Source organism: Mycobacterium basiliense (assembly GCF_900292015.1).
Lineage (GTDB): Bacteria > Actinomycetota > Actinomycetes > Mycobacteriales > Mycobacteriaceae > Mycobacterium > Mycobacterium basiliense.
Map to the genome: position 1 here is coordinate 723,906 of NZ_LR130759.1, position 25,860 is coordinate 749,765.

General features: G+C 65.6%; 24 protein-coding genes. 7 read left to right on the forward strand and 17 right to left on the reverse strand.

Going from position 1 to position 25,860, the window contains the following annotated elements; genetic code table 11:
• Positions 1-93: 93 nt before the first annotated feature.
• Positions 94-765 (reverse strand): FadR/GntR family transcriptional regulator, encoded by a 672-nt coding sequence (locus MB901379_RS03090; protein WP_232021972.1) that lies wholly within the window; start codon positions 763-765, stop codon positions 94-96.
• A gap of 80 nt (positions 766-845) precedes the next feature.
• Between MB901379_RS03090 and MB901379_RS03095 the strand changes: the two genes are divergently transcribed.
• Both MB901379_RS03095 and MB901379_RS03100 read left to right on the forward strand, forming a co-directional pair.
• Positions 846-2,108: an MFS transporter gene (locus MB901379_RS03095; protein ID WP_158015315.1), complete on the forward strand. Its 1,263-nt coding sequence runs from the start codon at positions 846-848 to the stop codon at positions 2,106-2,108.
• Positions 2,109-2,278: 170 nt separating this feature from the next.
• Positions 2,279-2,929 (forward strand): LON peptidase substrate-binding domain-containing protein, encoded by a 651-nt coding sequence (locus tag MB901379_RS03100; RefSeq protein WP_158015316.1) that lies wholly within the window; start codon positions 2,279-2,281, stop codon positions 2,927-2,929.
• On the opposite strand, the gene MB901379_RS03105 is transcribed toward MB901379_RS03100, so the two are convergent.
• The 5 genes from MB901379_RS03105 to MB901379_RS03125 all read right to left on the reverse strand — a co-directional run bounded on the left by MB901379_RS03105 (position 2,926) and on the right by MB901379_RS03125 (position 8,641).
• Complete coding sequence (locus MB901379_RS03105) at positions 2,926-5,097, reverse strand: AAA family ATPase (protein WP_158015317.1); 2,172 nt, start codon at positions 5,095-5,097, stop codon at positions 2,926-2,928. The genes MB901379_RS03100 and MB901379_RS03105 overlap by 4 nt on opposite strands.
• Complete coding sequence (pssA, locus tag MB901379_RS03110; protein WP_158015318.1) at positions 5,094-5,969, reverse strand: CDP-diacylglycerol--serine O-phosphatidyltransferase; 876 nt, start codon at positions 5,967-5,969, stop codon at positions 5,094-5,096. The genes MB901379_RS03105 and pssA overlap by 4 nt, the downstream gene beginning before the upstream one ends.
• Positions 5,966-6,712 carry a phosphatidylserine decarboxylase gene (locus MB901379_RS03115; protein WP_158015319.1) on the reverse strand — a complete coding sequence of 249 codons (747 nt, stop codon included), beginning with the start codon at positions 6,710-6,712 and terminating at the stop codon, positions 5,966-5,968. The genes pssA and MB901379_RS03115 overlap by 4 nt, the downstream gene beginning before the upstream one ends.
• 125 nt (positions 6,713-6,837) lie before the next feature.
• Positions 6,838-8,043 carry a molybdopterin molybdotransferase MoeA gene (moeA, locus tag MB901379_RS03120; protein ID WP_158015320.1) on the reverse strand — a complete coding sequence of 402 codons (1,206 nt, stop codon included), beginning with the start codon at positions 8,041-8,043 and terminating at the stop codon, positions 6,838-6,840.
• A 103-nt stretch (positions 8,044-8,146) separates the two neighbouring features.
• The gene (locus MB901379_RS03125; RefSeq protein ID WP_158015321.1) at positions 8,147-8,641 is read right to left on the reverse strand and encodes a cupin domain-containing protein; all 495 of its coding nucleotides are present in this window, start codon (positions 8,639-8,641) and stop codon (positions 8,147-8,149) included.
• A gap of 246 nt (positions 8,642-8,887) precedes the next feature.
• On the opposite strand from MB901379_RS03125, the gene groL reads away from it, so the two are divergent.
• Positions 8,888-10,513, forward strand: a complete 1,626-nt coding sequence (groL, locus tag MB901379_RS03130; RefSeq protein ID WP_158015322.1) for a chaperonin GroEL — start codon at positions 8,888-8,890, stop codon at positions 10,511-10,513.
• Between the two features lie 66 nt (positions 10,514-10,579).
• Here groL and MB901379_RS03135 read toward each other — a convergent pair whose 3' ends face one another.
• The 3 genes from MB901379_RS03135 to MB901379_RS03145 all read right to left on the reverse strand — a co-directional run bounded on the left by MB901379_RS03135 (position 10,580) and on the right by MB901379_RS03145 (position 14,386).
• The gene (locus MB901379_RS03135; protein ID WP_158015323.1) at positions 10,580-11,005 is read right to left on the reverse strand and encodes a pyridoxamine 5'-phosphate oxidase family protein; all 426 of its coding nucleotides are present in this window, start codon (positions 11,003-11,005) and stop codon (positions 10,580-10,582) included.
• 41 nt (positions 11,006-11,046) lie between these two features.
• A complete protein-coding gene (locus MB901379_RS03140) occupies positions 11,047-12,543 on the reverse strand; it encodes a PPE family protein (RefSeq protein WP_158015324.1) in 1,497 nt (498 codons plus the stop codon).
• Positions 12,544-12,637: 94 nt separating this feature from the next.
• Positions 12,638-14,386: an N-acyl-D-amino-acid deacylase family protein gene (locus MB901379_RS03145; protein ID WP_158015325.1), complete on the reverse strand. Its 1,749-nt coding sequence runs from the start codon at positions 14,384-14,386 to the stop codon at positions 12,638-12,640.
• Between the two features lie 65 nt (positions 14,387-14,451).
• Here MB901379_RS03145 and MB901379_RS03150 point away from each other — a divergent pair, with 65 nt between their 5' ends.
• Together MB901379_RS03150 and MB901379_RS03155 are read left to right on the forward strand one after the other, a co-directional pair.
• Positions 14,452-14,967 (forward strand): mycothiol transferase, encoded by a 516-nt coding sequence (locus MB901379_RS03150; protein ID WP_158015326.1) that lies wholly within the window; start codon positions 14,452-14,454, stop codon positions 14,965-14,967.
• A 10-nt stretch (positions 14,968-14,977) separates the two neighbouring features.
• On the forward strand, positions 14,978-15,826 hold the full coding sequence (locus tag MB901379_RS03155; protein WP_158015327.1) for a hypothetical protein: 849 nt from the start codon (positions 14,978-14,980) through the stop codon (positions 15,824-15,826).
• Between the two features lie 51 nt (positions 15,827-15,877).
• Here the strand turns inward: MB901379_RS03155 and MB901379_RS03160 are convergent, their stop codons facing one another.
• Genes MB901379_RS03160 through MB901379_RS03195 form a run of 8 tightly spaced genes read right to left on the reverse strand, consistent with a single transcriptional unit; the run spans position 15,878 to position 24,692 of the window.
• Entirely contained in the window at positions 15,878-16,576 is a 699-nt protein-coding gene (locus MB901379_RS03160) for an anti-sigma factor (RefSeq protein WP_158015328.1), read from the reverse strand.
• Positions 16,573-17,148 carry a sigma-70 family RNA polymerase sigma factor gene (locus MB901379_RS03165; RefSeq protein ID WP_158015329.1) on the reverse strand — a complete coding sequence of 192 codons (576 nt, stop codon included), beginning with the start codon at positions 17,146-17,148 and terminating at the stop codon, positions 16,573-16,575. The genes MB901379_RS03160 and MB901379_RS03165 overlap by 4 nt, the downstream gene beginning before the upstream one ends.
• Before the next feature lie 45 nt (positions 17,149-17,193).
• Entirely contained in the window at positions 17,194-17,988 is a 795-nt protein-coding gene (locus tag MB901379_RS03170; RefSeq protein ID WP_158015330.1) for a DUF1295 domain-containing protein, read from the reverse strand.
• Positions 17,985-19,277 (reverse strand): class I SAM-dependent methyltransferase, encoded by a 1,293-nt coding sequence (locus MB901379_RS03175; protein ID WP_408632356.1) that lies wholly within the window; start codon positions 19,275-19,277, stop codon positions 17,985-17,987. Before MB901379_RS03175 ends, MB901379_RS03170 begins: the two co-directional genes overlap by 4 nt.
• 20 nt (positions 19,278-19,297) lie before the next feature.
• On the reverse strand, positions 19,298-20,014 hold the full coding sequence (locus MB901379_RS03180; protein WP_158015332.1) for a DUF1365 domain-containing protein: 717 nt from the start codon (positions 20,012-20,014) through the stop codon (positions 19,298-19,300).
• On the reverse strand, positions 20,008-21,324 hold the full coding sequence (locus tag MB901379_RS03185; RefSeq protein ID WP_158015333.1) for an NAD(P)/FAD-dependent oxidoreductase: 1,317 nt from the start codon (positions 21,322-21,324) through the stop codon (positions 20,008-20,010). Before MB901379_RS03185 ends, MB901379_RS03180 begins: the two co-directional genes overlap by 7 nt.
• A gap of 54 nt (positions 21,325-21,378) precedes the next feature.
• Complete coding sequence (locus MB901379_RS03190; RefSeq protein WP_158015334.1) at positions 21,379-24,273, reverse strand: MMPL/RND family transporter; 2,895 nt, start codon at positions 24,271-24,273, stop codon at positions 21,379-21,381.
• Positions 24,273-24,692 (reverse strand): MmpS family protein, encoded by a 420-nt coding sequence (locus tag MB901379_RS03195; protein WP_158018904.1) that lies wholly within the window; start codon positions 24,690-24,692, stop codon positions 24,273-24,275. The genes MB901379_RS03190 and MB901379_RS03195 overlap by 1 nt, the downstream gene beginning before the upstream one ends.
• Here MB901379_RS03195 and MB901379_RS24360 point away from each other — a divergent pair.
• Both MB901379_RS24360 and MB901379_RS03200 read left to right on the forward strand, forming a co-directional pair.
• On the forward strand, positions 24,646-24,816 hold the full coding sequence (locus tag MB901379_RS24360; RefSeq protein ID WP_232022180.1) for a hypothetical protein: 171 nt from the start codon (positions 24,646-24,648) through the stop codon (positions 24,814-24,816). The genes MB901379_RS03195 and MB901379_RS24360 overlap by 47 nt on opposite strands.
• 170 nt (positions 24,817-24,986) lie before the next feature.
• Positions 24,987-25,673 carry a TetR family transcriptional regulator gene (locus MB901379_RS03200; protein WP_158015335.1) on the forward strand — a complete coding sequence of 229 codons (687 nt, stop codon included), beginning with the start codon at positions 24,987-24,989 and terminating at the stop codon, positions 25,671-25,673.
• The last annotated feature ends 187 nt before the right edge of the window (positions 25,674-25,860 follow it).

The window sequence follows — 25,860 nt, forward strand, 5'->3', positions numbered from 1 at the left end:
CGCGCGTGCATGTGGTGCCGGCACACGGCGGACACCGTGCCCCTGACTAGTACGGCTGTCGGCCAACCAACTGGATCCGCAGCGCCGCCCGATTCAGGGGCGCAGCCGCGCGATGAACACCTGCGCCGCCGCCTCCGCCCGCTGCGGGTCACCAGCGACGATGGCCTCGACCAGTTCGGTGTGTTCGCGCTCGAATGAGGTGCATGTTCCCACCGGGCCCGCCGCCACCGCTCGATGGATCGTCGGCAACAGCAAGTCATAGAACTGTAGATATATCTCGTTATGGCTGGCCGCGACGATGGCTCGATGCAACGCCGTATCGGCGGAAGTCATTTCGGCGCGTTCGTTTTCGGTCTCGGGCTCTCGGCTCCACAGCTCGTTTCGTCGGGCGAGCAGGGCCAGCAGGTCCTCGATGTCAGCGGCATCACGTCGCCGTGCCGACAGGACGGCGGCTGTGACCTCTACCGCTTCGCGCAGCTCCCAGAGATCACGTTCTCGGGCGGCCGCGAAATATTCGGCCAGGGCGCTGCCCTGTTCGACGTCGGCAATGACGTAGGTACCCGACCCTTGTCGTCGCTCGAGGATGCCTACGTGCACCAATGCCTGCACGGCTTCGCGCACCGTGTTGCGCGCGGTGCCGGTCATCTCGCAGAGTTCCGGTTCGGTCGGGATGCGGTCACCGACTCTCCACCTCCCTGAGGTGATCTCATCGCGTAGCTGATCGCTTACCTGGGCGATCAGCGTCCGGCGGCGCACTGTCTGCATGCGACCAGCATAAGCAATTTGCTCAATACATCCATTCATCCTATGATTTTGTGGTTGTCTGACTGATTGGGGGAATTCTGATGAGCACTGTGGCGGCACCGCCGGTCCGCAACCCAACCTCCGGCCGGTCGTTGTTTGCCAGCAGGACGGCGGTTTTACTGGCGATCGCGCTGTCCGCTTTCACCATGCGTTCCGCCGTCACATCGATGACGCCCCTGCTGGCGAGGGTGGCCCACACGATGGGATTCGGTAGCACCGTCATCGGCGTCTTTGGGATGCTACCCACCGCGATGTTCGCCCTGGCCGGTTTCGCCGCGCCCCTAAGCCGCCGATTCGGGCTTGAACGCATGGCTCTGCTCAGCGTCTTGGCCACTGCCGTAGGTACCGCCGGCCGCGCAATGGCGTCCGACGTGGCCGAGCTGATGGCGTGCACGATACTTGCCCTCGTCGGCATGGGCATTGCCAACATTGTGATCCCACCACTGGTCAAGAAGTTCTTCAACGATCGCGTTGCCTTGATGAGCGCGGTCTACCTCGGCTGCCTCCAGCTCGGCACCGTCGTGCCGGCCGTCGTCGCAGTGCCGCTCGCCGACTCCTGTGGCTGGCGTGCGTCGCTCGCGGTCTGGGCCCTGATTCCCGCGGTTGCGCTTCTACCATGGATATCCGTCGTCGGCCGCCGCGACAACGACATCCGTGGTCAAAACGGAGGTCAAAACGGTGATCAAAATGCCCCGACGGGAAAAAGGATCGGGCCGATCTGGCGCTCGCCGATCGCCTGGGGCCTGACCTTCATGTTCAGCATGACATCGCTGATTACCTATGCGATGTTTGCCTGGCTTCCGGTGATAGCGACATCGTCCGGCGGCAGCGAGGCGCTCGGCGGCGCCATGGTTGCGACCTTCTCGTGCGTCGGGTTCCTCACCACACTCATCACGCCGGAACTGTGCGCCAGAGTTTGCAACCCGTTTCCCGTTGTCGCCGCTTCGGCGTTGAGCTTTCTCGTCGGTTTCGCGGGATTGCTGTGGGCTCCGTTGACCGCTCCCATCGTCTGGGCGATCATTCTCGGGTTTGGCCCGAGCACCTTCCCGGCCGTGATGACCCTCATCAACCTGCGGTCACGCACCGAAACCGGTTCAGCGGCGCTATCCGGCTTCACCCAAGGGATGGGCTATCTGTTGGCCAGCCCGGGCGCGCTGATCTTCGGAATCCTTTACAACATCACCGGACGGTGGGAACTGTCCTTTGGGTTTCTCTTGGTTCCGCTCATCGCACTGCTGGTCGGCGGGTACCACGCCTGCAAGCCCCGCTATCTGGAAGACACGTTGGCGGGGCCGCCGCGGTGACTTCCCGGACTTTCCGGGCTTGGCCGCGACGGCCTTTCCGCGCGATACGCTGCGATGGTGCCGTGCGGTGGACAGTACCCAGGTAGTCGCTGGGTCGGTGTGTACCCGGCAGTGGCCGTGGGCCGGTGATTTGTGAGCAGGCTTCGGCTGAGACGGATTGAGGCGGCGCGATGACGGCTCCGAAGCCCAGGGAAATAGCCATGTTCCCGCTCGAAACGGCGATCCTGCCGCAACAGGACTTGCCGTTGCGCATCTTTGAGCCGCGCTATGGCGCGCTGGTGCGCCACTGTCTCGACGCCGGCGAACCTTTTGGAGTCGTGTTGATCGCACAGGGCCGCGAAGTGGGCGGCGGTGACGCGCGGTGTGATGTCGGGACGCTGGCCAGGATCAGCGATTGCGTCGACCAGGGCGACGGGCACTATCTGCTGCGCTGCCGAACAGACGAGCGGATCCGGGTTTGCGACTGGCTGCCCGACGATCCCTACCCGCGGGCCACGGTGCAGATCTGGCCGGACGAACCGGGGGATCCGGTCACCCAGACACAGTTTCGCGAGATCGAAGACCGGGTGATGGCATTGTTCCAACGAATCGCGAACGCCCGCGGGGTGCGGTTGTCGGGTCGCGATGTGTTGCTGGGCTACCAGTTGGGCGGCGACGGCGACGTGGACAAGTTGTTGTACACGTTGGCGTCTCGAGTCCCGATGGGTCCGGCCGATAGCTACGCTGTGCTGTCGGCACCGTCGGCTGCCGACCGGTTGGCGGCGCTGTGCGAGGCGGTGGACTCGGTCGCTGCGATGATCGAGTTCCAGCTGTCGGACTAGCGGGCGCTGGCGAACGCACGCAACGAATCCACCTGCAGCGGATTCAACGAAGGTCGCACGGTTTCGCGCGCGGCGGCCAGGTCGGCGGCGGTGACGTCGGCGGCATCGATGGAACGGCGCATCGCGGTGAGCGCCGCCTCGCGCAGCAGGGCCACGCAGTCGGCGGCGCTGTAACCATCGAGCTCGCCGGCCACCTCATCCAAGTCGACGTCGTCACTGAGCGGGATCGACCGGCCGGCGGTGCGCAATATGTCACCACGCGCCGCGGCGTCGGGCGGTTCGACGAACACCAGACGTTCCAACCGACCCGGACGCAGCAGCGCCGGATCGATCAAGTCGGGTCGGTTTGTCGCACCCAGCACCACAACGTCGCGCAACGGTTCGATGCCGTCGAGTTCGGTCAGCAGCGCGGCCACCACCCGGTCGCCCACGCCCGAGTCGAAGCTTTGACCACGCCGGGGCGCCAGCGCGTCGACCTCGTCGAGAAACACCAGCGAAGGAGCCGAATCTCGGGCTCTCCGGAACAACTCGCGAACGGCCTTCTCCGAGGAACCCACCCATTTGTCCATCAACTCCGAGCCTTTGACGGCGTGGACACTGAGCTGCCCGGTGCTGGCCAGCGCGCGGACCACGAACGTCTTGCCGCACCCGGGCGGGCCGTAGAGCAATACCCCCCGTGGCGGTTCGACACCCAACCGGGCGAAGGTGTCCGGGTGCTGCAACGGCCACAGCACCGACTCGGTCAGTGCCTGCTTGGCCGCGGCCATGTCGCCGACATCATCGAGCGTGATGCTGCCGACGGCCACCTCTTCGCTGGCCGAGCGGGAAAGCGGCCGGATGACGGTCAACGCGCCGATCAAGTCCTCCTGGTCTAGCTTGGGGGGTTGCCCATCGGCGCTGGCTCGCGAGGCGGCCCGCAGCGCCGCCTCGCGAAGCAACGCAGCCAGATCAGCAACAACGAAACCCGGTGTACGGCTGGCAATCTCGTCGAGATCCAAGTCGCCAGCAGGCACCGGCTTCAGCAGCGCTTCCAGCAGTGCCTTGCGAGTGGCGGCGTCGGGCAGCGGCAAGCCCAGTTCCCGATCGCAAAGGTCGGGCGCACGTAGGCGCGGATCGATTTGGTCAGGCCGAGCGGTGGTGGCGATCAGCACCACGCCATCGCTGGCCACCGCCGTGCGCAGCTCACCGAGAATCAGCGTCGCCACCGGTTCTGCGGTCGCCGGCAGCAGGGCGTCGACATCGGTGATCAACAGCACCCCGCCGCCGCTACGGACCGATGTCACTGCCGAGGACACCGCTTTGAGCCGATCGTCGGCGGCTAGTGCCCCGACTTCCGGGCCGTCGAGCTCAACCAGCCGGCGGCCGGCGCAGACCGCGCGCACCAGGGTCGTCTTCCCGACTCCGGCCGGACCCGACACCAGCACGCCCAAGTTGGCGCCGGCCCCCAAGCTCTTGAGTAGGTGCGGTTCATCGAGGGCAAGCTTGAGCCATTCCGTGAGCTTCGCGGCTTGAGGTTGGGTGCCCTTTAGTTCTTCGACTTGGATCTCCGGGGTGGCGACACTGGCCTTTTCCGCAGCCGTCGAGGCGCGGTAGGGTACCCCGGCACCCCAAGTGACCAGTGTGTTCGGCTGCACGCTGACCGGTCCCTCGGGATCGACGCCGGTCACGGTCAACAGCTCCGATGTCCAACTGATGCCCACCGCCGCCGCCAATGCCTGGCTGGCGGCCGAGGTGGAGGTGCCGGGCCCCAAGTCGCGTGGCAGCAGCGAAACCGCGTCGCCCACGGTCATCACCTTGCCCAGCAGGGCCTGGCGCAGCGTCACCGGCGACAGCGACTGGGTGGCCAGCGACGAGCCGCTCAGCGTCACCGTTCGGGCGCCGCAGACCGTGACCGAGTCGACGAGCACCGCGGTTCCCTCTCGCAGCCCCGCGTTGGACAGGGTGACATCGTCGAGCAATATGGTGCCGACCGGGATTTGTAGGCTTGCCATGCCGGCCACCGTCGCGGTCGTGCGGGAGCCGGTCAGCGACACCGCATCCCACTCCCGGATGCCGAGGGCCGCTATGGCGCTGGGGTGTAACCGGGCGACGCCGCGCCGCGAATCGACTGCTGAGGTGTTCAATCGGGCGGTCAGCGTAAGCCGCGGGGCCCCGGCTGGGTTGATCACAACCGCCCGCCGGGCTTGCGCAGCCCCAGCCGTGCCACCGAACGACGAGCCACCGACCGCCGGCTCGGCTGCGCTCGGCGAATTGCGCGCCGCACGGCACGCCGCTGCTTGGGCTTGTCGTCCCACACCTCGGGATGCGCGGCCAGCCAGCGCTGGCTACGCACCGCAAACGGAATATGGCACACGTAGGCGATGATGATCACCCAGATCAAGATGTAGGGAGCCAGGACCGCGGCTGCCGCGAAAATCGCCAGCACGGCCAGCAACGCGGACGCGTATTTGGGTGGCACCGCCACGGCATGCATCTTCTTCATCGGAATCGCACTGACCATCAGTATCGAGGTCCCGGTGACCCAGAAGGACAGGAACCACACCGACGTCCACCAGCCCTCGCCGAACTGCATTTTCAGGGCCAGTAGACCGATCATGGAGACCGCACCGGCGGGGGCGGGCATTCCGACGAAGAATTCACGCGTGTAGGAGGGCTGGGTTCCGTCGTCCTGCAGCGCGTTGTAGCGAGCCAGTCGGAGCACGACGCACACCGCATAGAGCAGCACCACGACCCAACCGACCTGCCATTTCGACAGCATTGAAACGTAGAGCACCAGCGCGGGTGTCACGCCGAAGTTCACCGCGTCGGCCAATGAGTCGATTTCCGCGCCCATTCGTGACTGTGCGTCCAGGATGCGCGCCACCCGACCGTCCAGGCCATCGAGGATGGCCGCCGCGGCAATCAGGGCCATGGCGGGTATCGGCTGGTGCTCCAGCGCGAACTTGATCGACGTCATTCCCGCGCAGATGGAAAGCACCGTCATCGCGCTCGGAAGTATCTGCAGGTTCACCGCTCGCCGGCCCCGAGGCTTGGTCGTCATGGCAGGTCAGCCAGCACGGTCTCGCCGGCGATTGCCCGCTGGCCGACTCTGACCACCGGCTCGGTGCCCGGTGGGAGATAGGTGTCCAGCCGCGAGCCGAATCGGATCAGACCGTAGGTGTCACCGATCGAGAGCTTGTCGCCGACGTGCGCCTCGCAGACGATGCGGCGCGCCACCAGCCCGGCGATCTGCACGGCAACCACCTCCGTGCCGCTGGTCGTGCGGATGCGCACGCTGGTGCGCTCGTTGTCGTCGCTCGCCGCCGGCAAGTCGGCGGATCCGAACCGACCGGGGCGATGTTGTACGGCGACCACCTCCCCGCTCACCGGCGCGCGCTGGACGTGAGCGTCGAACACCGACAGGAAGATGCTCACCCGGGGTAGCGGTGTGTCGCCCATGCTGAGTTCGGCGGGCGGTGCCGCGGCGTCGATCACGCAGACGACTCCGTCGGCGGGCGCGACGATGGCGCCGGGCCGACTGGGTGGGACCCGTGGGGGATGACGGAAGAAGCCCGCGCAGGCCGCCGCCGTGAGCAAGCCCGCCCCGCGTATCCAACGCAGGCTGCGTCCGGTCGCGGCCTGGCCCAGAACCCCGGCCGAGGCCACGGCGAGGCCTGCGGAGATGAACGGGCGTCCGGCGGGGTGGACCGGCGGGATGGTGGAGCGAATCAGCGCCAGCAGGTGTTGCGGGCTAAGAGTCGGTGCCGCGGAGGACGGGCCGTCGAGGCGGGGGCGTCGTGCCACGCGGTCATCTTACGGAAGGCGGGAATCCGATGTGTCACGGCAATCCACTCGGTCGGACCTCCCGGCCGAATTGCGCCGCTATGGCGGTTGCAGGAAGCGACGGTCGGCGCGCCCACGATGGGGAGTCAGGTCAGATCCCATACCAGCAGCTCGGTTCCGGCCGCCACTTCCTCCACGTGCTCCGGGATTTCCAGCAGTGCGTTGGCTGAAGCCAGCCAACGCAGATGGTGTGATGCCGGCGGGCCGTAACTGGTGACGTGCCCGGTGCTGGAGTCGAGTATTGCGCGCCGGAACTGCCGCTTGCCGCGCGGCGATGTGACCGTCTCGGTGAGCACTGCGGCCCGCAGTGGACGCTGGGGATCCGGAAACCCCATCGCCCTGCGCAGCGCGGGTCGGATGAACACTTCGAAGGACACCAGTGCGCTGACGGGGTTGCCCGGCAGGGTGACGATCGGCGTGCCCGAGACGTGACCGAGGCCCTGCGGCATTCCCGGCTGCATCGCCACCTTGACGAATTCGACGCCCTGGGCACCCTCGCGGCCGAAAGCGTCTTTGACGACCTCATAGGCGCCCGCACTGACGCCGCCTGTGGTGACGATCAGGTCGGCGTCGCTGGCATATTTCTCCAGGAGCGCGCGAAACTGCGCGACGTCGTCTCCGGCGGTGCCGGTGGCCACCACGACAGCGCCCGTCTCGCGGACCGCGGCGGCCAGCATGACCGAGTTGGATTCGTAGATATGTCCCGGCTGAAGCGGGGTGCCCGGCGAGACCAACTCCGACCCGGTGGAGATCACCAGCACGCGCTGGGGCGGAATCACGGTCAGCTCGGATTGTCCCAGGGCGGCGGCCAAACCCAGTGCTGCCGGTGTCACCCGCTGGCCGGCTTGTAGGACGGTGGTGCCCGCCGCGACGTCTTCGCCCGCGCGGCGGATGTGCTTGCCGGCAGTGGCATGCTGGCGAATCTGCACCGACCCCAGGCCGCCGTCGGTGGCCTCCACCGGCACGATGGCGGTCGCGCCGGTCGGCACCGGCGCCCCGGTCATGATGCGGTGCGCGGTTCCCGGCTGCAGGGTCAACGTGTCGATGCGTCCTGAGGGAATGTCCTCGGTCACCGGCAGCACCACCGGATGTTCCGGCGTCGCCGGTGCGGTGTCCTCGGCGCGCACCGCGTACCCGTCCATTGCGGAGTTGTCGAACACCGGCAACGAGAGCCGGGCGACCACATCATCGGCCAGTACCAGGCCTTGTGCGTCGGTGAGCGACACCGTCGCCGCGGGACGCGCCCGAATCGTCTGCCCTACGACCCGCTGGTGCTCATCGACCGACCGCATGCGGCCATTATCGGTCCCGGCCATTTGGCGCCTTGACGTGGCCGCGTGCCGGGCGTGGCCGCGGTGGGGTGCCCCAGGTGGAAGACTGGCGCCCGCAGCAAAATTACTGAACCCAGTAGTTGTCGTGGCGGATGAAAAACTCGCTGCGCTCCTCGTCGGTCATGTCGCCCAGGCCCGCCAAACCTTCGAAATAAGCTTCACGGGGTCCGCCAGGAGCGAACAGGATCAAGATCGATGCCGGCTCGTCGGCGTCGTTACGGAAACCGTGCACGCCACCGGGCGGAACGTAGAGGTAGTCACCGGCGGATGCGTGCACCCAGTCCCGGCCGTCATGCATGCGCATCGTTCCGGACAAGATGAAGAACGACTCGGACATCGTCTTGTGGAAGTGCGGACCGGGCCCGCCGCCAGCTGGGGCGATATCTACCCGGAACAAGCCGAAGTCGCCGTCTGTAGAGGCCTGGGTGGCCAGGTAGCGGTATTTGGTGCCGCCTAGCTCGTAGTCCGGCGGTTCATCCGCGTGTTTGAGCCGTGCACTGACTTCTCCTTCGTCGCCGGAGTAGCGGGACGGCGGGTAGGGCGGCAGCGCAAGCGACATCAATCCAGTCTGCCGCAGCCCCTGGCTTACCGGTGGTCTTGGTCCCGCGGGCGGGGTGTCCTTGCACTCGGCATAGGCGAGTGCTAAGAATGACTTTGGCACTCGCGACCCGCGAGTGCTAGGTCGGGACGGTGAGGCCAACTTTGGTCGTCCGTCGCGGGCACTGCACCCGGCCAGCGTAAGTAATGGGGTGGCCGTCACCCGGTGACCCCAGTTTCATTCCCAATCCGGAGGAATCACTTCGCAATGGCCAAGACAATTGCGTACGACGAAGAGGCCCGTCGCGGCCTCGAGCGGGGCCTCAATGCCCTCGCCGACGCGGTAAAGGTCACGTTGGGTCCCAAGGGCCGCAACGTCGTCCTGGAGAAGAAGTGGGGTGCTCCCACGATCACCAACGATGGTGTATCCATCGCCAAGGAGATCGAGCTGGAGGACCCGTACGAGAAGATCGGCGCCGAGCTGGTCAAGGAAGTCGCCAAGAAGACCGACGACGTCGCCGGTGACGGCACGACGACGGCAACTGTGCTGGCCCAGGCGCTGGTCAAGGAGGGTCTGCGGAACGTCGCAGCCGGCGCCAACCCGCTCAGCCTGAAGCGCGGCATCGAGAAGGCGGTCGAGAAGGTCACCGAGACCTTGCTCAAGTCGGCCAAGGAGGTCGAGACCAAGGAGCAGATCGCTGCCACCGCGGCCATTTCGGCTGGTGACCAGTCGATCGGCGACCTGATCGCCGAGGCGATGGACAAGGTGGGCAACGAGGGCGTCATCACCGTCGAAGAGTCCAACACCTTCGGCCTGCAGCTCGAGCTCACCGAGGGTATGCGGTTCGACAAGGGCTACATCTCGGGCTACTTCGTCACCGACGCCGAGCGTCAGGAAGCCGTCCTGGAGGATCCCTACATCCTGCTGGTCAGCTCCAAGGTGTCGACCGTCAAGGACCTGCTGCCGCTGCTGGAGAAGGTCATTCAGGGCGGCAAGCCGCTGCTGATCATCGCCGAGGACGTCGAGGGTGAGGCTTTGAGCACCCTGGTCGTCAACAAGATCCGCGGCACCTTCAAGTCGGTGGCGGTCAAGGCCCCCGGCTTCGGTGACCGCCGCAAGGCGATGCTGCAGGACATGGCCATCCTCACCGGTGGCCAGGTCATCAGCGAAGAGGTTGGCCTCTCCCTGGAGACCGCCGACATCTCGCTGCTGGGCAAGGCCCGCAAGGTCGTCATCACCAAGGATGAGACCACCATCGTCGAGGGCGCCGGTGACTCCGACGCCATCGCCGGAAGGGTGGCCCAGATCCGCGCCGAGATCGAGAACAGCGACTCCGACTACGACCGCGAGAAGCTGCAGGAGCGTCTGGCCAAGCTGGCCGGCGGTGTTGCGGTGATCAAGGCCGGGGCTGCCACCGAGGTGGAGCTCAAGGAGCGCAAGCACCGCATCGAGGACGCGGTCCGCAACGCCAAGGCGGCCGTCGAGGAGGGCATCGTCGCCGGCGGCGGCGTGGCACTGCTGCACTCGGTTCCGGCGCTGGACGAGCTGAACCTCGCCGGCGACGAGGCCACCGGCGCCAACATCGTCCGGGTGGCGCTGGAGGCTCCGCTGAAGCAGATCGCCTTCAACTCCGGGCTGGAGCCCGGCGTGGTGGCCGAGAAGGTCCGCAACTCACCCGCCGGCACCGGCCTAAACGCCGCCACCGGTGAGTACGAGGACCTGCTCAAGGCCGGCGTTGCCGACCCGGTCAAGGTGACCCGTTCGGCGCTGCAGAACGCGGCGTCCATTGCGGGGCTGTTCCTGACCACCGAGGCCGTCGTTGCCGACAAGCCGGAGAAGGCGGCCGCTCCCGCGGGCGACCCGACCGGCGGTATGGGCGGTATGGACTTCTAAGAAGTTCAGCGGAAAAGCCCGGTCCCTCGAAAGCTCTGCGGGACCGGGCTTTTTCGCGCCCGGATACTAAGGTTGGCTGAGCACCACGCAGTCGTGCAGACAGCCCTTGGCGGCGGCGGGCGCGTCGGCGTTGCGATGCAGCAACGCGCGGCCGGGCACCACGGCGCAGCGCGCGGCGCCGGCGTCGGCCTCGGATAACTCCGCCCGGCCGTCGACGATCAACGAATAGCCGCCCGGCTCCGGCGGGGGCCACAACACCGTGACGTCACGGTGCTGAGCCACGTTTGTGCAGGTGTGCCCGCCGATCAGCCCGATGTCGACAATTGCGCGTGGCCCGTCGGGGCCGTCAGGAAGCTCACGCAGCACCGGTTCAACGGCCACCGTGTGCACGTGATGGTCGTCATCGACAGTGATCAGGTAGCCGAACGGGTAGTCGGCTAAGGCGGCGGCTAATCGCGCGAGATCGACCTTTTTGGCCTTCTTGGCACCCACAAATTCGAGGATAGGCCCCCGGTGTGGCGACCGGGTGGGGCCTACTCCGACCGCAACGGCAGCTTGAGGCCCGGGTCAGGTTCACCGGTCTCGCGGTCGGGGTAGAAGGTCGACTTGGGGATGCCTGAACCGGCGGCATCCGGGTTGCCGATGCCCGGTTCACGGCCAGGGGCGCTGCGCGAAATTGTGTCGCTGCCGGAGTTGAAGGCGCCCGGGTATCCGGCGGTGGCGTTCCGCAGGCCTGCAACGGCCGCGGGGCTGTTGGCTGCAGCGGTGCTATTGAGGTTGGCGGTTCCGGTGTCGAATCGGGCGGCCGGGGCGGCGGCGGCCGGAGCCGCGGCGGCCGGGGTCGTCGCGGTCGGGGTGTACGGGCTGGCCAACGCTGGATTCAGGCCACCGGTGTGCGCAGCGGCGGAGCTGAGCAGGCTCGACGATAACGTTGCGGTGCCACCGGTGGCGTAGCTGGCGGTGGCGGCCAAGCTTGCGCCCGTGGTGGCCGAGGTAGCCATGGCGCCGCTTTGCATCCCCGACGACCACATGCTGCTGCTCATGAAGCCGGCGTTGCCGAAACCGGTGTTGTCGCTGCCCGAGTTGAGCAGGCCGCTATTGAGGGCCCCGGAGTTGCCGACGCCCAGGTTCCCGGTGCCGGAGTTGAAAAAGCCGACGTTGCCGGTGCCTGAGTTGCCGAAGCCGACGTTGCCATTACCCGAGTTGAAGCCACCGAAGCCGAATTTGTGATCGCCGGTCAGTCCGAACCCGAAGTCCCCATTACCGCTGTTGGCGAACCCGACGTTGTTGTTGCCCAGGTTGCCCATGCCGAGGTTGTTGCTGCCGGTGTTGCCGACGCCCAGGTTGTTGCTGCCGCTATTGCCGCTGCCGAGGTTGTTGCTGCCGGTGTTGCCGCTGCCCCAGTTGTTGTTGCCGACGTTGTTGTTGCCGACGTTCCCGCTGCCGCTGTTGCCGAAGCCCAGGTTGATCTGGCCGTTCTTGCCGATGTCGATGCCAAGATTCCGCAGGACTTGTTGCCAGGGCGCCAGTTGCGCGGCCGCGGCCGACGCGTCGAAGTGGTAACCGGCCATCGCAGCCACGTCCAAGGCCCACATCTGCTCGTACGCGGCCTCGATGTCCATGATCGCCGGGGTGTTAAACCCCAACCAGTTAGTGGCGGCCAGCACCTGCATTAATCCGCGGTTGGCCGCGACCACCGCAGGCTGCACCGTGGCCGCCAGCGCCGCCTCGAACGCGGCAGCCGTGGCGGCGGCCTGCGCGGCCGCTTGCTCCGCCTGCGCGGCGGCCGCGCCGAGCCACGCCATGTACTGGGTTGCGACGGCCATCATCGCCGCCGCGGATGGTCCCAGCCAGGAACCACTGGTCAGCTCGGAGGTCACCGAGCTGAAAGACGCTACCGACGACGCCAATTCCTCGGCCAAAGCCCCCCATGCCGCGGCCGCGGCAAGGAGCGGCCCCGCTCCGGGACCGGCGAACATTTGTGCCGAATTAATCTCTGGCGGCAACCACGCGAAATGCGGGTTTGTCACCAGCTCAAACTACCCGCCAGCGCCCGTTAAAGTGGCGGTATCGGCATCGGAAACCTGCGTATCGGTAGCCGGTCCACAGGAAGTCCCAAGTCGTTCAGGCGGAGACCGGGGCGCTCTGCCGTCCGCGAACTAACTTGCCTGGTCGGGCGGTGGTGGGAACGCCATTCTCGGCGATTACGTGCCCCGAGACCACGGTGGCGACGTAGCCTTCGGCGGTCTGGTCCAAGCGGCGCCCGCCGGCCGGTAGGTCGTAGCTGATGACCGGCTTGTGTAGCCGCAGCGCCGCATGGTCGATGACGTTGAGGTCGGCCTTGTAGCCCGCGGCGATGCGCCCACGGTCGGCGAGCCCGGCCACGCGCGCGGGGACGGAAGTGAGCTCGCGGACGGCCTCGCCCACCGTGAATCGCCCGGACTCCCGGTCGCGTGCCCAATGCGCCAAAAAATACGTTGAATAGCTGGCGTCGCAGATCATCCCGTAGTGAGCACCGCCATCGCCTAGCCCAAGCACCACGTCGTCGCGGTGCAGCAGTTCACCGACGGTATCCAGCGAGTTGTTCTGCAGATTGCTGGTGGCCACCAAGAGCATGGCGCGCCCGTCGTCGTCGAGCAGCCGGTCGTAGGCCTCCTCCATCGGGCTCACCCCCCGGGCCCGGGCCCGGGCGGCGATACTGGTCGACGGGTCGGGCTCGTAGTCGGGCTCGTCGCCGAGCGGGAAGATCCAATCCCAGGCCTGGGCGACGTACAGGATCGGATGCCCGACGCCGGGTTTGTCGGCCAGGATGCGGGCGCGCACTTCTGGCTTGCGCATCTGGGCCACCCGCTCGGCCAGCGGCAGTTGCGCGATCTCGCGGTAACTCGGATAGAGCACGAACGGGTTGCCGGTGAGCTGCAGCCCGATGATCAGGCCGATCGGCCGGGGCAGCAGCTGGGCGGTGACGTCGCCGGCGGCGCCGGCATTCTTGTTCGCCTTCTCGATCATGGTGATGGCGTCCTGCCAGGTCGGGTCGCCGGAGTTGGCGACGACCAGGGTGAAGGTCACCGGCAGCCCAACATCGTCGGCGACGTCGAAAACCGTCTGCAGCACCGGTTGGTAGCCGCCGGCCGGAATGTCGGGCACGAATTGCAGCAGGCCACCCCCGCCGTCGACGACGCCTCTGGCGATCTGCTCGATCTCCTCACGGGCGGCGTCGTAGCTGGGGATCGGCGACCCGCTCTCGGTCTTATGGATTGCCAGGCGCGAGGACGCGAAGCCCAGCGCACCGACCTCGATCGCCTCCTTGGCCAACGCCCGCATCCGGGCGAGGTCCTGCGCGGTGGCCGGCTCCCGATCGGCACCACGCTGACCCATCACGTAAACCCGAAGTGGGGAATGAGGCAGGTAGGCGGCCACATCGATATCGCGACTGCCGGCATCCAGCGCATCCATGAACTCCGGGAACGTCTCCCAGGTCCACGGCAGGCCGTCGGTCATTACGACACCGGGAATATCCTCCACGCCCGCCATCACGTCGACCAGGACGTCATGGTCTTGTTGGCGGCACGGCGCAAAGCCGACCCCGCAATTGCCCATCACCACCGTGGTAACCCCGTGCGCCGACGACGGGGTCAGCCGGTCGGACCAGATGGCCTGGCCGTCGTAGTGCGTGTGCAGATCGACAAAGCCCGGTGTGACCAGCAGACCGGTCGCGTCGATCACTCGCTTGGCGACGGGACCGTCAATCGGGCCCGCCGTGGTTGCTACCGCGGCGATGACGCCGTCTTGCACGGCAACGTCGCCGACGTAGGGCTCACCGCCCAGCCCGTCGACGATGGTGCCGTTGCGAATGACGAGGTCGTAGATCATCTAACTAATCTACGACCGCGTCGGTTGCTGGTGCCAGGCTCGTGCGCGCTCGTAAAGTCGCGGGTATGGCCAGTACCGACGGCGCGGCGCGAGAACTATTGCGTGATGCGTTCACCCGATTGATCGAACACGCCGACGACCTCACCGACGGCCTGACCGACCAGATCGCCAACCACCGGCCGACACCGAGCGCCAACAGCATCGCCTGGTTGCTCTGGCACAGTGCGCGGGTGCAAGACATCCAAGTGGCCCATTTGGCCGAGGTCGAGGAGGTCTGGACCCGCGACGGCTGGGTGGACCGGTTTGGGCTCGACCTGCCGCGCCACGACACCGGCTATGGTCATCGGCCCGAGGACGTGGCCAAGGTGCGGGCATCCCCGGAGCTGCTTTCCGGCTATTACCGGGCGGTGCACCAGCTCACCTGCGAGTACGTCGCCGGGCTGACCGCGGCCGAACTCTCTCGCATTGTCGACACCAACTGGGATCCGCCGGTGACCGCAAGCGCGCGGTTGGTCAGCATCATCGACGACTGCGCGCAACACCTGGGGCAGGCCGCCTACCTGCGAGGAATTACGCAGTAGGTTTTACGGCGTGCGATGGCTTGCGGCGGTGGTGTTGTGGGTGGCCACCACGGTCGCGCTGGCGGTGGCGGTTCCGGCGGCGTGGGCGCAGGTGAACATCGTCGATGAGGACGGCTATGCCGCCTTGGCCCAAACGGCCGCCGCTGATCCGGCTCTACAGTCGGCCATGGCGGCCGAACTTACCGCCCGGGCGATGTCGCTCATCGCCGAGCATGGCGCGCGGCACTCCACGATCGACAGCTCGACGGTCCACGATGCTGCCATCGCATTCACCGCCAGCCCGTCGTTTCCGCCATTGTTCGCCCAGGCCAACCGGGTTGCGCACAGCTGGTTGTTCAGCCCTCCGCGACTCGGTGACAACGGTGAGCAATGGGTGGTTGACGTAGCCCCGATGCTGAAAGACAGCACTATGCAGGAGGTGCTGCGCGCCCACAACGTGAAGGCGCCCACCACGCTGAAGGTTCCCTTGACGGTGTCGGTGCCGCAGCGAGTGCGACAGGGCGAACTGCATCGGCTAGCGGTTTGGGGCCCTTGGGTGAGCATCGGCGCGGCATCGGTGAGCGCGGTCTGCGGTCTGCTCACATTGGCCGCGGCGCGCCGTCGCGGCAAGGCGATAACCAGTCTGGGCGTCTCGGCGTTGCTCGTCGGTGCTGTCGGCTGGGCGGGAATCGAGGTCGGCGACCGGTATGTCAACGATGCGCTTGATCGGACGGTGGGAAATATCCGCCGGATCGCCGACGCCATGGTCGGAACCGCACAGGCCAGCCTGCACATGTGGCTGGACATGACGCTGATTACTGGTGCCGCGCTGGTGGTGCTGGGTGTGCTGGCTGCGATGCTGGGCAGCCTTTGGCGATAGCGCCCGGCGACATCGCGGTGCCGGTCCTGCCTTTCGCGGGCCCGGCCCCAGTTATCGCAGGGGCAGCTCAGCCAGGATCGCGCCCGTCGGTTTCGTCGAGCCGGCGCCGGGTTCGACGGTGAACGCCAGCGTCGTCGAATCGCCGAGGTTGGGCAACGTCGCCTTCGTCGACGGCGCGACCGCTGAGGGACCCATGGTGCCCGCCGATGTCGGGCCGTTGGCGCCCAGCAACCACATCTGATACACGGTGCCGGGTGAGGGGGGCGGGACATTGTTCATCACCAGCACACCGGCGTTGCGGTCGCGAGAGAACATCACCGTGGCCGTGCCGTTTCCGAGCGGGCGAGACACGGTCTGCACATCCGGCGCCGCTAGCACCTGATCGGCGACGGTGGGTGCCGCCGACGGGCGCACGACGACCCCTAAGCCGAATGCGCCCAGCCCCACGACGATTGCCGCGGCAGACGCGAAAACAGCTGTACGCCAACGAGTCTGGCGACTGTTGAGAGACGGATTCACCGCACTTAGCACCGCCGCCCGCAGGTGCGCAGGGGGCTGCGCGACGGTCGCGGCCGAAACGACCGCCATGGTCTGGCGTACCGCGCGGACTTCCTCGTCGAATGCCGCGGCCACCGCCGCCGGTGCCGCGCCGACCCGCCGCTCGATGTCGATTAGCTCATCGTCGGACATCGCGTGCAAGGCATAGGGCGTTGCCAGTTCAAGCAGCTCGAAGTCGGTCGGCTCGGTCATGACACATCCAGGCACTGGCGTAGACCGCGCAGCGCGTCGCGCATGCGGGATTTGATCGTCGACAGATTGGCGGCCAACCGCTGCGACACTTCGGCATAAGTCAGGCCGCCATAGTAGGCCAGCTCGATGCACTGTCGCTGCGCATCGGTCAGCCTGTCCAGACACTCGGTGACCCGACGTCGCTCGTCACCGGCGATCGCTGAGTCCGCGACCGGGTCGTGTCCGGACGCGCTGGTGGGAACCACATTGGCCGCGCCGTAGCGTGATTCCCGCTGGCTACCGGCCTGCTCGGTACGTACCCGGTCGACGGCGCGCCGGTGCGCGATGGTCAGCAACCAGGCCAGTGGGGAACCCTTGGCGGCGTCGTAGTCCGATGCCGTCCGCCACACCTCGAGATAGATCTCCTGCGTGGTTTCTTCGCTGTAGCCAGCATCACGCAACACCCGTGTCACCAGTCCATACACCCGGGTTTTGGTGTGGTCGTAGAACGCCGCGAACGCCTCGCTGTCCCCTCGCGCGATCCGGCGCAAGAGGGCGTTGAGGTCGTTGCTGCGCTGCGGCGGTCCGGTCATCGATCGGTAGCCTATCGCCAGGGTGCATCGAAATCGCTAGGCCGGTTATCTGCATTGCACAGGTCGCGGAGGTCGGGGCACGAAATACGCTGTGCGCTGCTGATATTCGGCGAAACCCGGACGCCCCTTCATATACTTCTCGGTTAACCGTGCCCCACTGACGTCCACCAGGAAGTAGGTCATCAGCAGCGGCGAGCCCACCGTAATCAACGGCACCCAGCCGGTGACGGTAATGAGCCACAATCCCCACCAAACGCAGGCGTCGCCGAAATAGTTGGGGTGGCGCGTCCAAGCCCATAGGCCGCGGTCCATAATCGCCCCGCGATTGGCCGGGTCGGACTTGAACACCCGCAGCTGGCGGTCACCGAGCGTTTCGAAAAAGACGCCGACCAGCCAAAATGTCAAGCCGATCCCGGCGACCACCAGCAACGGCCTCGGTGTCGGCCCGGTGACCGCGGACAGCTGCAGCGGGAACGAAATGAACAGGGTCAAGAAGGCCTGTAGCAGAAACACCTTGCGCAGCACCTGCCCCGCCGTGGCGCCCCGCAGTAGGTCGGCGTAGCGGGGATCTTCACCCTTGCCCGCTGACTTGCGGTAGATGTGCCAGCTCAGGCGCAGACCCCAGATCGACACCAGCACCAGCAGGAGCCACCGCCTCGTCGGATCACCGGTACCGAGTATCGCAGCGACGGCCGCGACGGCAACGAATCCCAAGCCCCAGGCCACGTCGACGACGTTGTAGCGACCGATCTTGCGGCCGATCGCGAACGCGATCGAATGCACCACGGCCAGCGCCCCTGCTGAAGCGCCGGATACGAGCAGAATTGCGGCTTCGTTCATCGAACACCCTGCCGTTCGAACGTCCACTGGTAGACGTCCAGATAGCCCGACCGGAATCCCGCCTCCGAGTAGGCCAGGTACAGCTCCCACATTCGTCGGAAAACATCGTCGAATCCCAACCGAGCCAACTCATTGTGCCGCTGTAGGAATCGCTCTCGCCACAGGCGCAGCGTCTCGGCGTAGTGCCCTCGCAGCGAAGCGGTATCGATTGTGCGCAACCCGGTGTCGCGTTCGGTAATCCGCCGGATCGCCTGCGCGGAGGGCAGCAGGCCGCCGGGGAAGATGTACTTCTGGATCCAGGTGACGGTGTTGCGGCTGGCCAGCATTCGGTCGTGCGGCATCGTGATCGCCTGGATCGCCACTCGGCCGCCCGGCCGCACCAGCCGCTCCAGCGCGCCGAAATACCGTGGCCACGAACGGTACCCGATTGCCTCGATCATCTCGACCGAAAGTACCGAATCATAGAGGTCTTGCCCGGCATCAACGTCACGGTAGTCGCACAGATCGATCTGCACGAGGTTCGACAGGCCCGCCGCTGCGACGCGCTCGCGCGCCAGCCGCCGCTGCTCGACGGAAAGGGTTATCGATCGGACCTGCGCTCCGCGCGAGGCAGCCCGAATGCACAGCTCGCCCCATCCGGTCCCGATCTCCAAAACCCGGCTGCCGCGCCGAACCTGGGCCAGATCGAGTAGCCGGTCGGTCTTGCGTCGTTGGGCCGCAGCCAAATCCGGCCAACCCACGGGTTGACCGGCCGGCGGCCCGTCGAACAGCGCCGATGAATACGTCATGGTTTCATCGAGGAAGTGGGCGAACAATTCGTTGGACAAGTCGTAGTGCTCGGCGACATTACGGCGAGCTTGCTCTCGGCTAGGGTCCCGCCAGGTCGGCGCGAACGCCGGGGCGAGCGGTCGCAACCAGTGCAGCCAGCGTGGCACCAGTTCGGCCACCGACTGCGCGAACACCGTCAACGCCCCGGCCAGATCGTCGGAGGACCATTCGCCGGCCATGTAGGACTCACCGAAGCCGATCAATCCGTGCCGCCCAATGCGTCGTGCCATCGACTCGGGTTGGTGAATGATCAGCGTGGGCCCATGGTTCTTGCGGGTCGGATCCCCGGCGCCCACCACGGTTCCGTCCGGGTAGCGTACACGCAATGGCAGGCGGGCAGCCGCGCGGCGCAGCAGCCGATCGGCGATGACCGACGACAGTGCGGCGACCGGACCGGACGGCACCGTCGCAACCGCCGGCCAGCGCTGCGCGTCGATGGGCGCCGTGCCGTTTCGGACCATCTCCTGCAGTGCCTCGACGCTCATCGCGGCACCACCGGAACTCGACGTAACCACAACTTGATCCCCTGTATCCGGATACGAGCGGCCACCACCAGCGGGGCCAGTGGTGCTATGAACTGCATGATCGCGACCTGTCTGGTCGTTGCCTTGCGTCGCTTCCCGTGCAGGTTGGCCACGAAGGCCTGTCGGTTCTCCCGGTGTAACGTCACCGTGATGTTGGCCTGGTCCTCGGGCCGCGGCGCTTGCACCAGGTAGTAGCCGTCGACCTGATTGAACGGCGACACATAAAACTCCTTGGCGGTCACCACCGGCAGGTCGGCCGGTGGCAGCAGATAGGCATGGCGTCCCCCGTAGGTGTTGTGCACCTCGGCGATCACGTGTCGCACCCGGCCGTCGCTGTCGTGGCACCAAAAGATGCTCAGCGGATTGAAGATGTATCCCAGGACGCGAGCCTGTACCAGAGCGGTGATGTGGCCGTCGGGAACGGTGATGTCGCAGTCGGCAAAGAAGGCTTCCAGGCGATCGCGCAATGAGCCACGAGCCGGGCTGACGAAATGATCGTCGGCGCGGAATCGGGCGAATGGTCGCAGCCACCACGGCAGCCGGGGCAAGTGGTCGATGTCGATATACCAGCTATAGCTTCGGTATTCGAACGAGTGGTGCACCGGCGCCTGCCGTGAATGAGTGATGGTGGTGCGATAGATCGCCGGGGTCGGCAGCCGGGTTTGAGTCAACACGCCACCACCGCCCGTCGCCGAGTTTCGGCCGGCCAATCGGCCCCCAGCCGCCGCGCCGCGTGCACACCTGAGGCGGCGCCATCCTCGTGAAATCCCCAGCCGTGGTAGGCGCCGGCGAAAACCAGCCGATCGTCATCGAGCGTCGGCAATTCGCGCTGGGCGGCAACCGATTCCGGTGTGTACAGCGGGTGGCTGTAGGTCATTTCGGCAATGATCGTCGCGGGATCTACGCGGTTGTGGCCGCCCAGGGTGACCACAAATCGTCGGCTCCCGTCGATGCGCATTAGCCTGCTGACGTCGTAGCTGACCACCACGTGATCGCTGTCCGGTGTCACCAGGTAGTTCCACGACGCGCGGACGCGGTGTCGGCGGGGCAGTACCGAGTCGTCGGTGTGCAGTTGGGCCCGGTTGGTGGAGTACGGGATCGCGCCGAGTATGCGGCGCTCCATCGCGGTCGGCTCGGCAAGCAGCAGCAGCGCCTGGTCGGGGTGCACGGCGATGACCGCGGCATCGAAATGGCGCGGGGCGCTGCCACCGGCCTGTATCTGTACGCCGTCGGCCACCCGACGCAGTGCATGTACCGGTGTGCCCGTGGACACCTCGGCCAGCCGGGCGGCGATGGCCTGAACGTAGTTGGCCGAGCCGCCGACCACGGTGCGCCATGTCGGCGAGCCGAAGACCGACAACATGCCGTGGTGATCGAGAAAGACAAACAGATATCGCGCCGGGTAGCGCAACGCATCCTCGCTGGCGCACGACCAGACCGCGGCCACCAGAGGCGTGATGAAGTAGTCGACGAAGAACGCCGAGAAGCGGTGCCGCTTGAGAAATGAGTCCAGCGTTTCCAGGTTCGCCGCCGCGCCGAGGGATGCATCGTCGCGCAGCATTCGGGTGGCGGTGCGGTGAAAGCGCAGGATCTCGGCGAGCATGGCCAGATAGCGGGGTCGCAGTGTCTGTCGGCAACCGAACAGTCCCCGCAGCCCCAGCGCCCCGGCATATTCGAGGCCGATGGCGTCGGCTCGCACCGACATAGACATGTCCGACTCTTGGGTGGCCACACCTAGTTCGGCGAACAGTCGGCGCAACGTGGGATAAGTCCGGTCGTTGTGAACCAAGAACGCCGTGTCGACGCCGAAAACCGTGCCGTCGCCGCGATCGACGTAATGGGTGTGGGCGTGCCCGCCCAGCCGGGAGTCTGCCTCGTACAAGGTGACCCGGTCACGTCCGGACAGCAGGTAGGCCGCGGTCAGGCCGGCGACGCCGCTGCCGATGACCGCGACCGAGCGTCCCTCGAGATGTGTCTGTTGCACATCAGGTATTCGGAGCCGTCGGTTGTTTGGATGGTGGGTGGCCTGCCAATAGCCCTAGTGCTCGGCGCTCAGGGCCATTTCCCGATCGAGGTGCTGGTCGTCCCGGGTAGGTGGCAGGGCTCGGGCGGGCCGGGAACGTACCCGCATCGGCCACCAGAACCAGCGGCCCAGCAGGGCGGCGATCGACGGTGTCATGAACGACCGCACGATCAATGTGTCGAACAGCAGTCCTAGGCCGATAGTGGTCCCGACCTGGCCGATCACCCGCAGATCGCTGACCGCCATGGACGCCATGGTGAACGCGAACACCAGCCCCGCGTTCGTTACGACTTTGCCGGTGCCGCCCATGGCGCGAATGATGCCGGTGTTCAGCCCGGCATGGATCTCTTCTTTAAACCGCGAGACCAGTAGCAGGTTGTAATCCGATCCCACGGCCAACAGCACGATGACCGACATCGCGAGCACCATATAGTGCAAATCGATACTGAGAATGTGCTGCCACAGCAGCACGGACAGCCCGAACGAGGCACCCAGCGAGAGCGCGACCGTGCCCACGATCACCGCGGCCGCTACAAAGGCGCGCGTGAGGATCAGCATGATGATGAAAATGAGGCAGAGTGACGAAATTCCCGCAATCAATAGGTCCCAGTTGGCGCCCTCGGCAATATCTTTGAATACGGCCGCGGTGCCCGCCACGTAGATCTTGGCATCCTCGAGCGGAGTTCCCTTGAGCGATTCTTCGGCCGCCGTTCGGATCTTGTCGATGCTCGCGATTCCTTGGGCGGATTGGGGATCGCCCCGGTGCAAAATGATGAAGCGCGCGGCGTGGCCGTCGGGGGACAGGAACGACTTCATGGCGCGCTTGAAGTCAGCGTTTTCGAATACTTCGGGTGGCAGATAGAACGAGTCGTCGTTTTTGGCGGCATCGAACGCTTTCCCCATGGCGTTCGCGTTTTCGCTCAGCTCGCTCATCTGATCGTAGAGACCCGACATGGTGCTGTGCATGGTGAGCATCATGATGCGCATGCTCTCCATGGTTTCGATCATCGGCGGGAACGTCGCGATCATCTCCGGCATCAGCCGGTCGAGCTCTTTGATGTCGCCTACCAGGTTGTCCAGCTTCTCGTCGATCTGGTCAATGCCGTCCAGTCCGTCGAATAGCGACCTGAACGACCAGCAGATGGGAATGTCGTAACAGTGTTTTTCCCAGTAGAAGTAGCTGCGAATGGGACGCCAGAAGTCATCGAAGTCAGCGATGTGATCCCGCAGCTCTTTGGTGATCTGCTGCATCTCGATCGTATCGCCGACCATCTTGTGAGTGTTGTTTGCCAGCTCGCTCATCAGGCCGTACATGCGCTTCATCAGGGCAATGGTTCTGGCCATTTCCTCGGCCTGGGTCAGCATGTCGTTCATCCGGTCACGCTGGTATTTCAGGGTCTGTATCTGACCGGCGTTTTGCATGCTGATCTGAAACGGTATCGACGTGTGGTCCATCGCCGTTCCGTCGGGTCTAGTTATGGCTTGCACCCGCGATATTCCGGGAACATGAAAGATGCCTTTAGCCAGCCTATCTAGGATCAGAAAGTCCGCCGGGTTTCGCATGTCATGATCCGACTCGATCATCAATACATCGGGCTTCATCCTGGCCTGGGAGAAATGGCGTTCGGCGGCGATGAACCCTTCATTGGCGGGTATGAAGTTGGGCAGATATGCCCGGTCGTTGTAATTGGTCCGGTAGCCGGGCAGGGCGAGCAGCCCGACCAGCGCGACGGCCAAGGTGGCGGCCAGCACCGGCACGGGCCAACGCACCACGACGGTGCCCACCCGTCGCCAGCCACGAAAACTGAGTCGGCGTTTGGGGTCGAACAAGCCGAACCGGCTGCCGACGGTCAGAGTCGCGGGCCCCAGGGTCAGCGCGGCCAGCACGGCCACCAGCATCCCCACTGCGCAGGGGATGCCCAGCGTCTCGAAATAGGGCATGCGGGCGAACTTGAGGCAGAAAGTTGCGCCGGCGATCGTCAATCCAGAGCCCAGGATCACGTGCGCGGTTCCGCGGTACATCGTGTAGAAGGCGGCTTCTTTGTCTTCGCCGGCCTGGCGTGCCTCCTGGTACCGACCGAAGATGAAGATCCCGTAGTCCGTGCCGGCCGCGATCGCCAGCGAAGTGAGCAGGCTGACCGCGAAGGTGGACAGCCCGATCGCGCCGGTGTGGCCGAGCAGTGCCACGACGCCGCGCGCGGCGGTCATCTCCACACCCACCGTGAGCAGCAGCACGACCACCGTGATGATCGAACGGTAGACCAGCAGCAGCATGACGAAGATGACCGCGATCGTCGTCATGGTGATCTTCATCATGGATTTGTCGCCGCTGTCGTGCATATCGGCGACGAGCGCCGCGGCCCCGGTGACGTAGGTGGTGACCCCGGGCGGCGCCGGTGTGTCCGAGACGATTTGGCGCACCGCGTCGACGGATTCGTTGGCCAGCGGCTCACCCTGGTTGCCGGCCAGATTCAACTGGACGTATGCGGCCTTGCCGTCGTTGCTTTGTGCCCCCGCCGCGGTCAGGGGATCGCCCCAGAAGTCCTGCACGCTCTGGACGTGCTTGGTATCGGCCTTCAGTTTGCGGATCAGCACGTCGTAGTACTTGTGCGCGGCGTCGCCGAGGGGTTCGTTGCCCTCCAGGACGAGCATCGCCTGACTGTCGGAGCTCCCTTCGTTGAACACCTGGCCCATGCGCTTCATGGCCTGGTAAGAGGGCGCTTCCTTGGGGCTGAGCGACACCGAACGTTCTTGCCCGACCACTTCCAGCGATGGGACGAACACGCTGACTGCGACGCAAATCGCCAGCCAGCCCAGGATGATGGGTACCGCAAAGGCGTGGATGATCCGCGCGATGAATGGCTTCTCGGCGTGGGTGGCGGGGCCACGGTCGTTTGCGTATGTGGGCATCACGCGGATTTCACCAGGCAGTAGGTGTAGGCGTTGACCTCATTGGAAATCCGTTCGGCTTTGATCTTGCCGTCCACGGTGATCCGGCAACCGATGCTGTTGGTATTACCTTGTGCTACCAGGTTGCCCATCACTGCGGCCAAGTTGGTAGTGAAGTGCAGCGACCAGGGCAACACCGCCGCCTCGACCAGTTGCGGGTCGGAATTGACGTCAAAGTAGCTGATGTCGGCGACGGTTCCGGGCGGTCCGAAGACCTCATAGGTGATTCGTTTGGGGTCAAATGGTTTGCTGTCGAGGTTGCTATCGGAGTACGACTCGCGTTTCTCGGAGGCAAAGAAGCCGCGGACACGGTGGACGGCGAACCCCCCGACGATGACCACCGCCAGGATCACCAGGACGATCCACGTCCGCGACAGCACCCTGAAAATCTCAGTTCCCTTCACCCGGATGGTGTTGCTATGGGCGGCCGACGCCTCGCGATTCGAAGCCTTCGAAGCCCATCTGACCGGCGATCCCGACCTGGCACATTGGTGGGGCGCCTGAAGTCACCTCAACGGGCGACGCCATGTCGGGAGCGCAACCAAGCCTTACCTAAGTAAATCATGGCGACGGATGGAATTGCCGACCCCTTCCCTCAGTCTGAGACTGTAACGCATATCACGTGCGTAACGGGCACGCTACTCGGATGATTTTCCGCTCGCAAATCACGCGGTGTGCGTTATCCTCTGGCGGTGACGCAACTCACCTTTCGTCGCGCCCGGACCGAAGAGAAGAAACGCCAGCGTGCCGCCGCTCTCGTCGAAGCCGCACGTTCGCTGGCGAAGGAAAGCGGCGTGGCGTCGGTGACGTTGACCGCGGTTGCCAACCGTGCCGGGATTCACTACTCGGCGGTGCGCCGCTATTTCACCTCTCACAAAGAAGTGCTGCTGCACCTCGCCGCCGAGGGGTGGGTGCGCTGGTCGAATACGGTGTGCGAACGATTGGGCGAACCCGGTCCGATGACGCAGTCGCGGGTGGCCGGGGTACTGGCTGACGGGCTGGCCGCCGATCCGCTGTTCTGTGACCTGCTGGCCAACCTGCACCTGCATCTCGAACACGAAGTGGATGTCGACCGGGTGGTCGAGGTAAAGCGCACCAGTACGGCCGCCGTGATCGCGCTGGCGGATGCCATCGAGAACGCGTTGCCGGCGCTCCGGCGTTCCGGGGCATTTGACATCCTGCTGGCCGCCTACTCCCTGGCGGCCACCCTGTGGCAGATCGCCAACCCGCCGGAGCGACTCACCGATGCCTATGCCGAGGAGCCCGACGTTCTGCCGCCCGAATGGAACCTTGATTTCGCCTCCGCGCTCACTCGCCTACTCACCGCTACCTGCTACGGCCTGACGGCGGAATTGCCGTGAACCGCAGACCGGCGAGTTGGCCCGGGCGACTTTGCCCGCAAAAGTCGCATGCCCAGAGTCCTGCGGCTCACCGTGGGTGCGTTTAGGATCCTTAGCACACCAAACCATCGGGTGGCATGGGCGCGAAGGACGGCAATTTGCGAACGCTACAGGTTTGTGACGCGGAAGCTCTATTGTCTGACCCAAT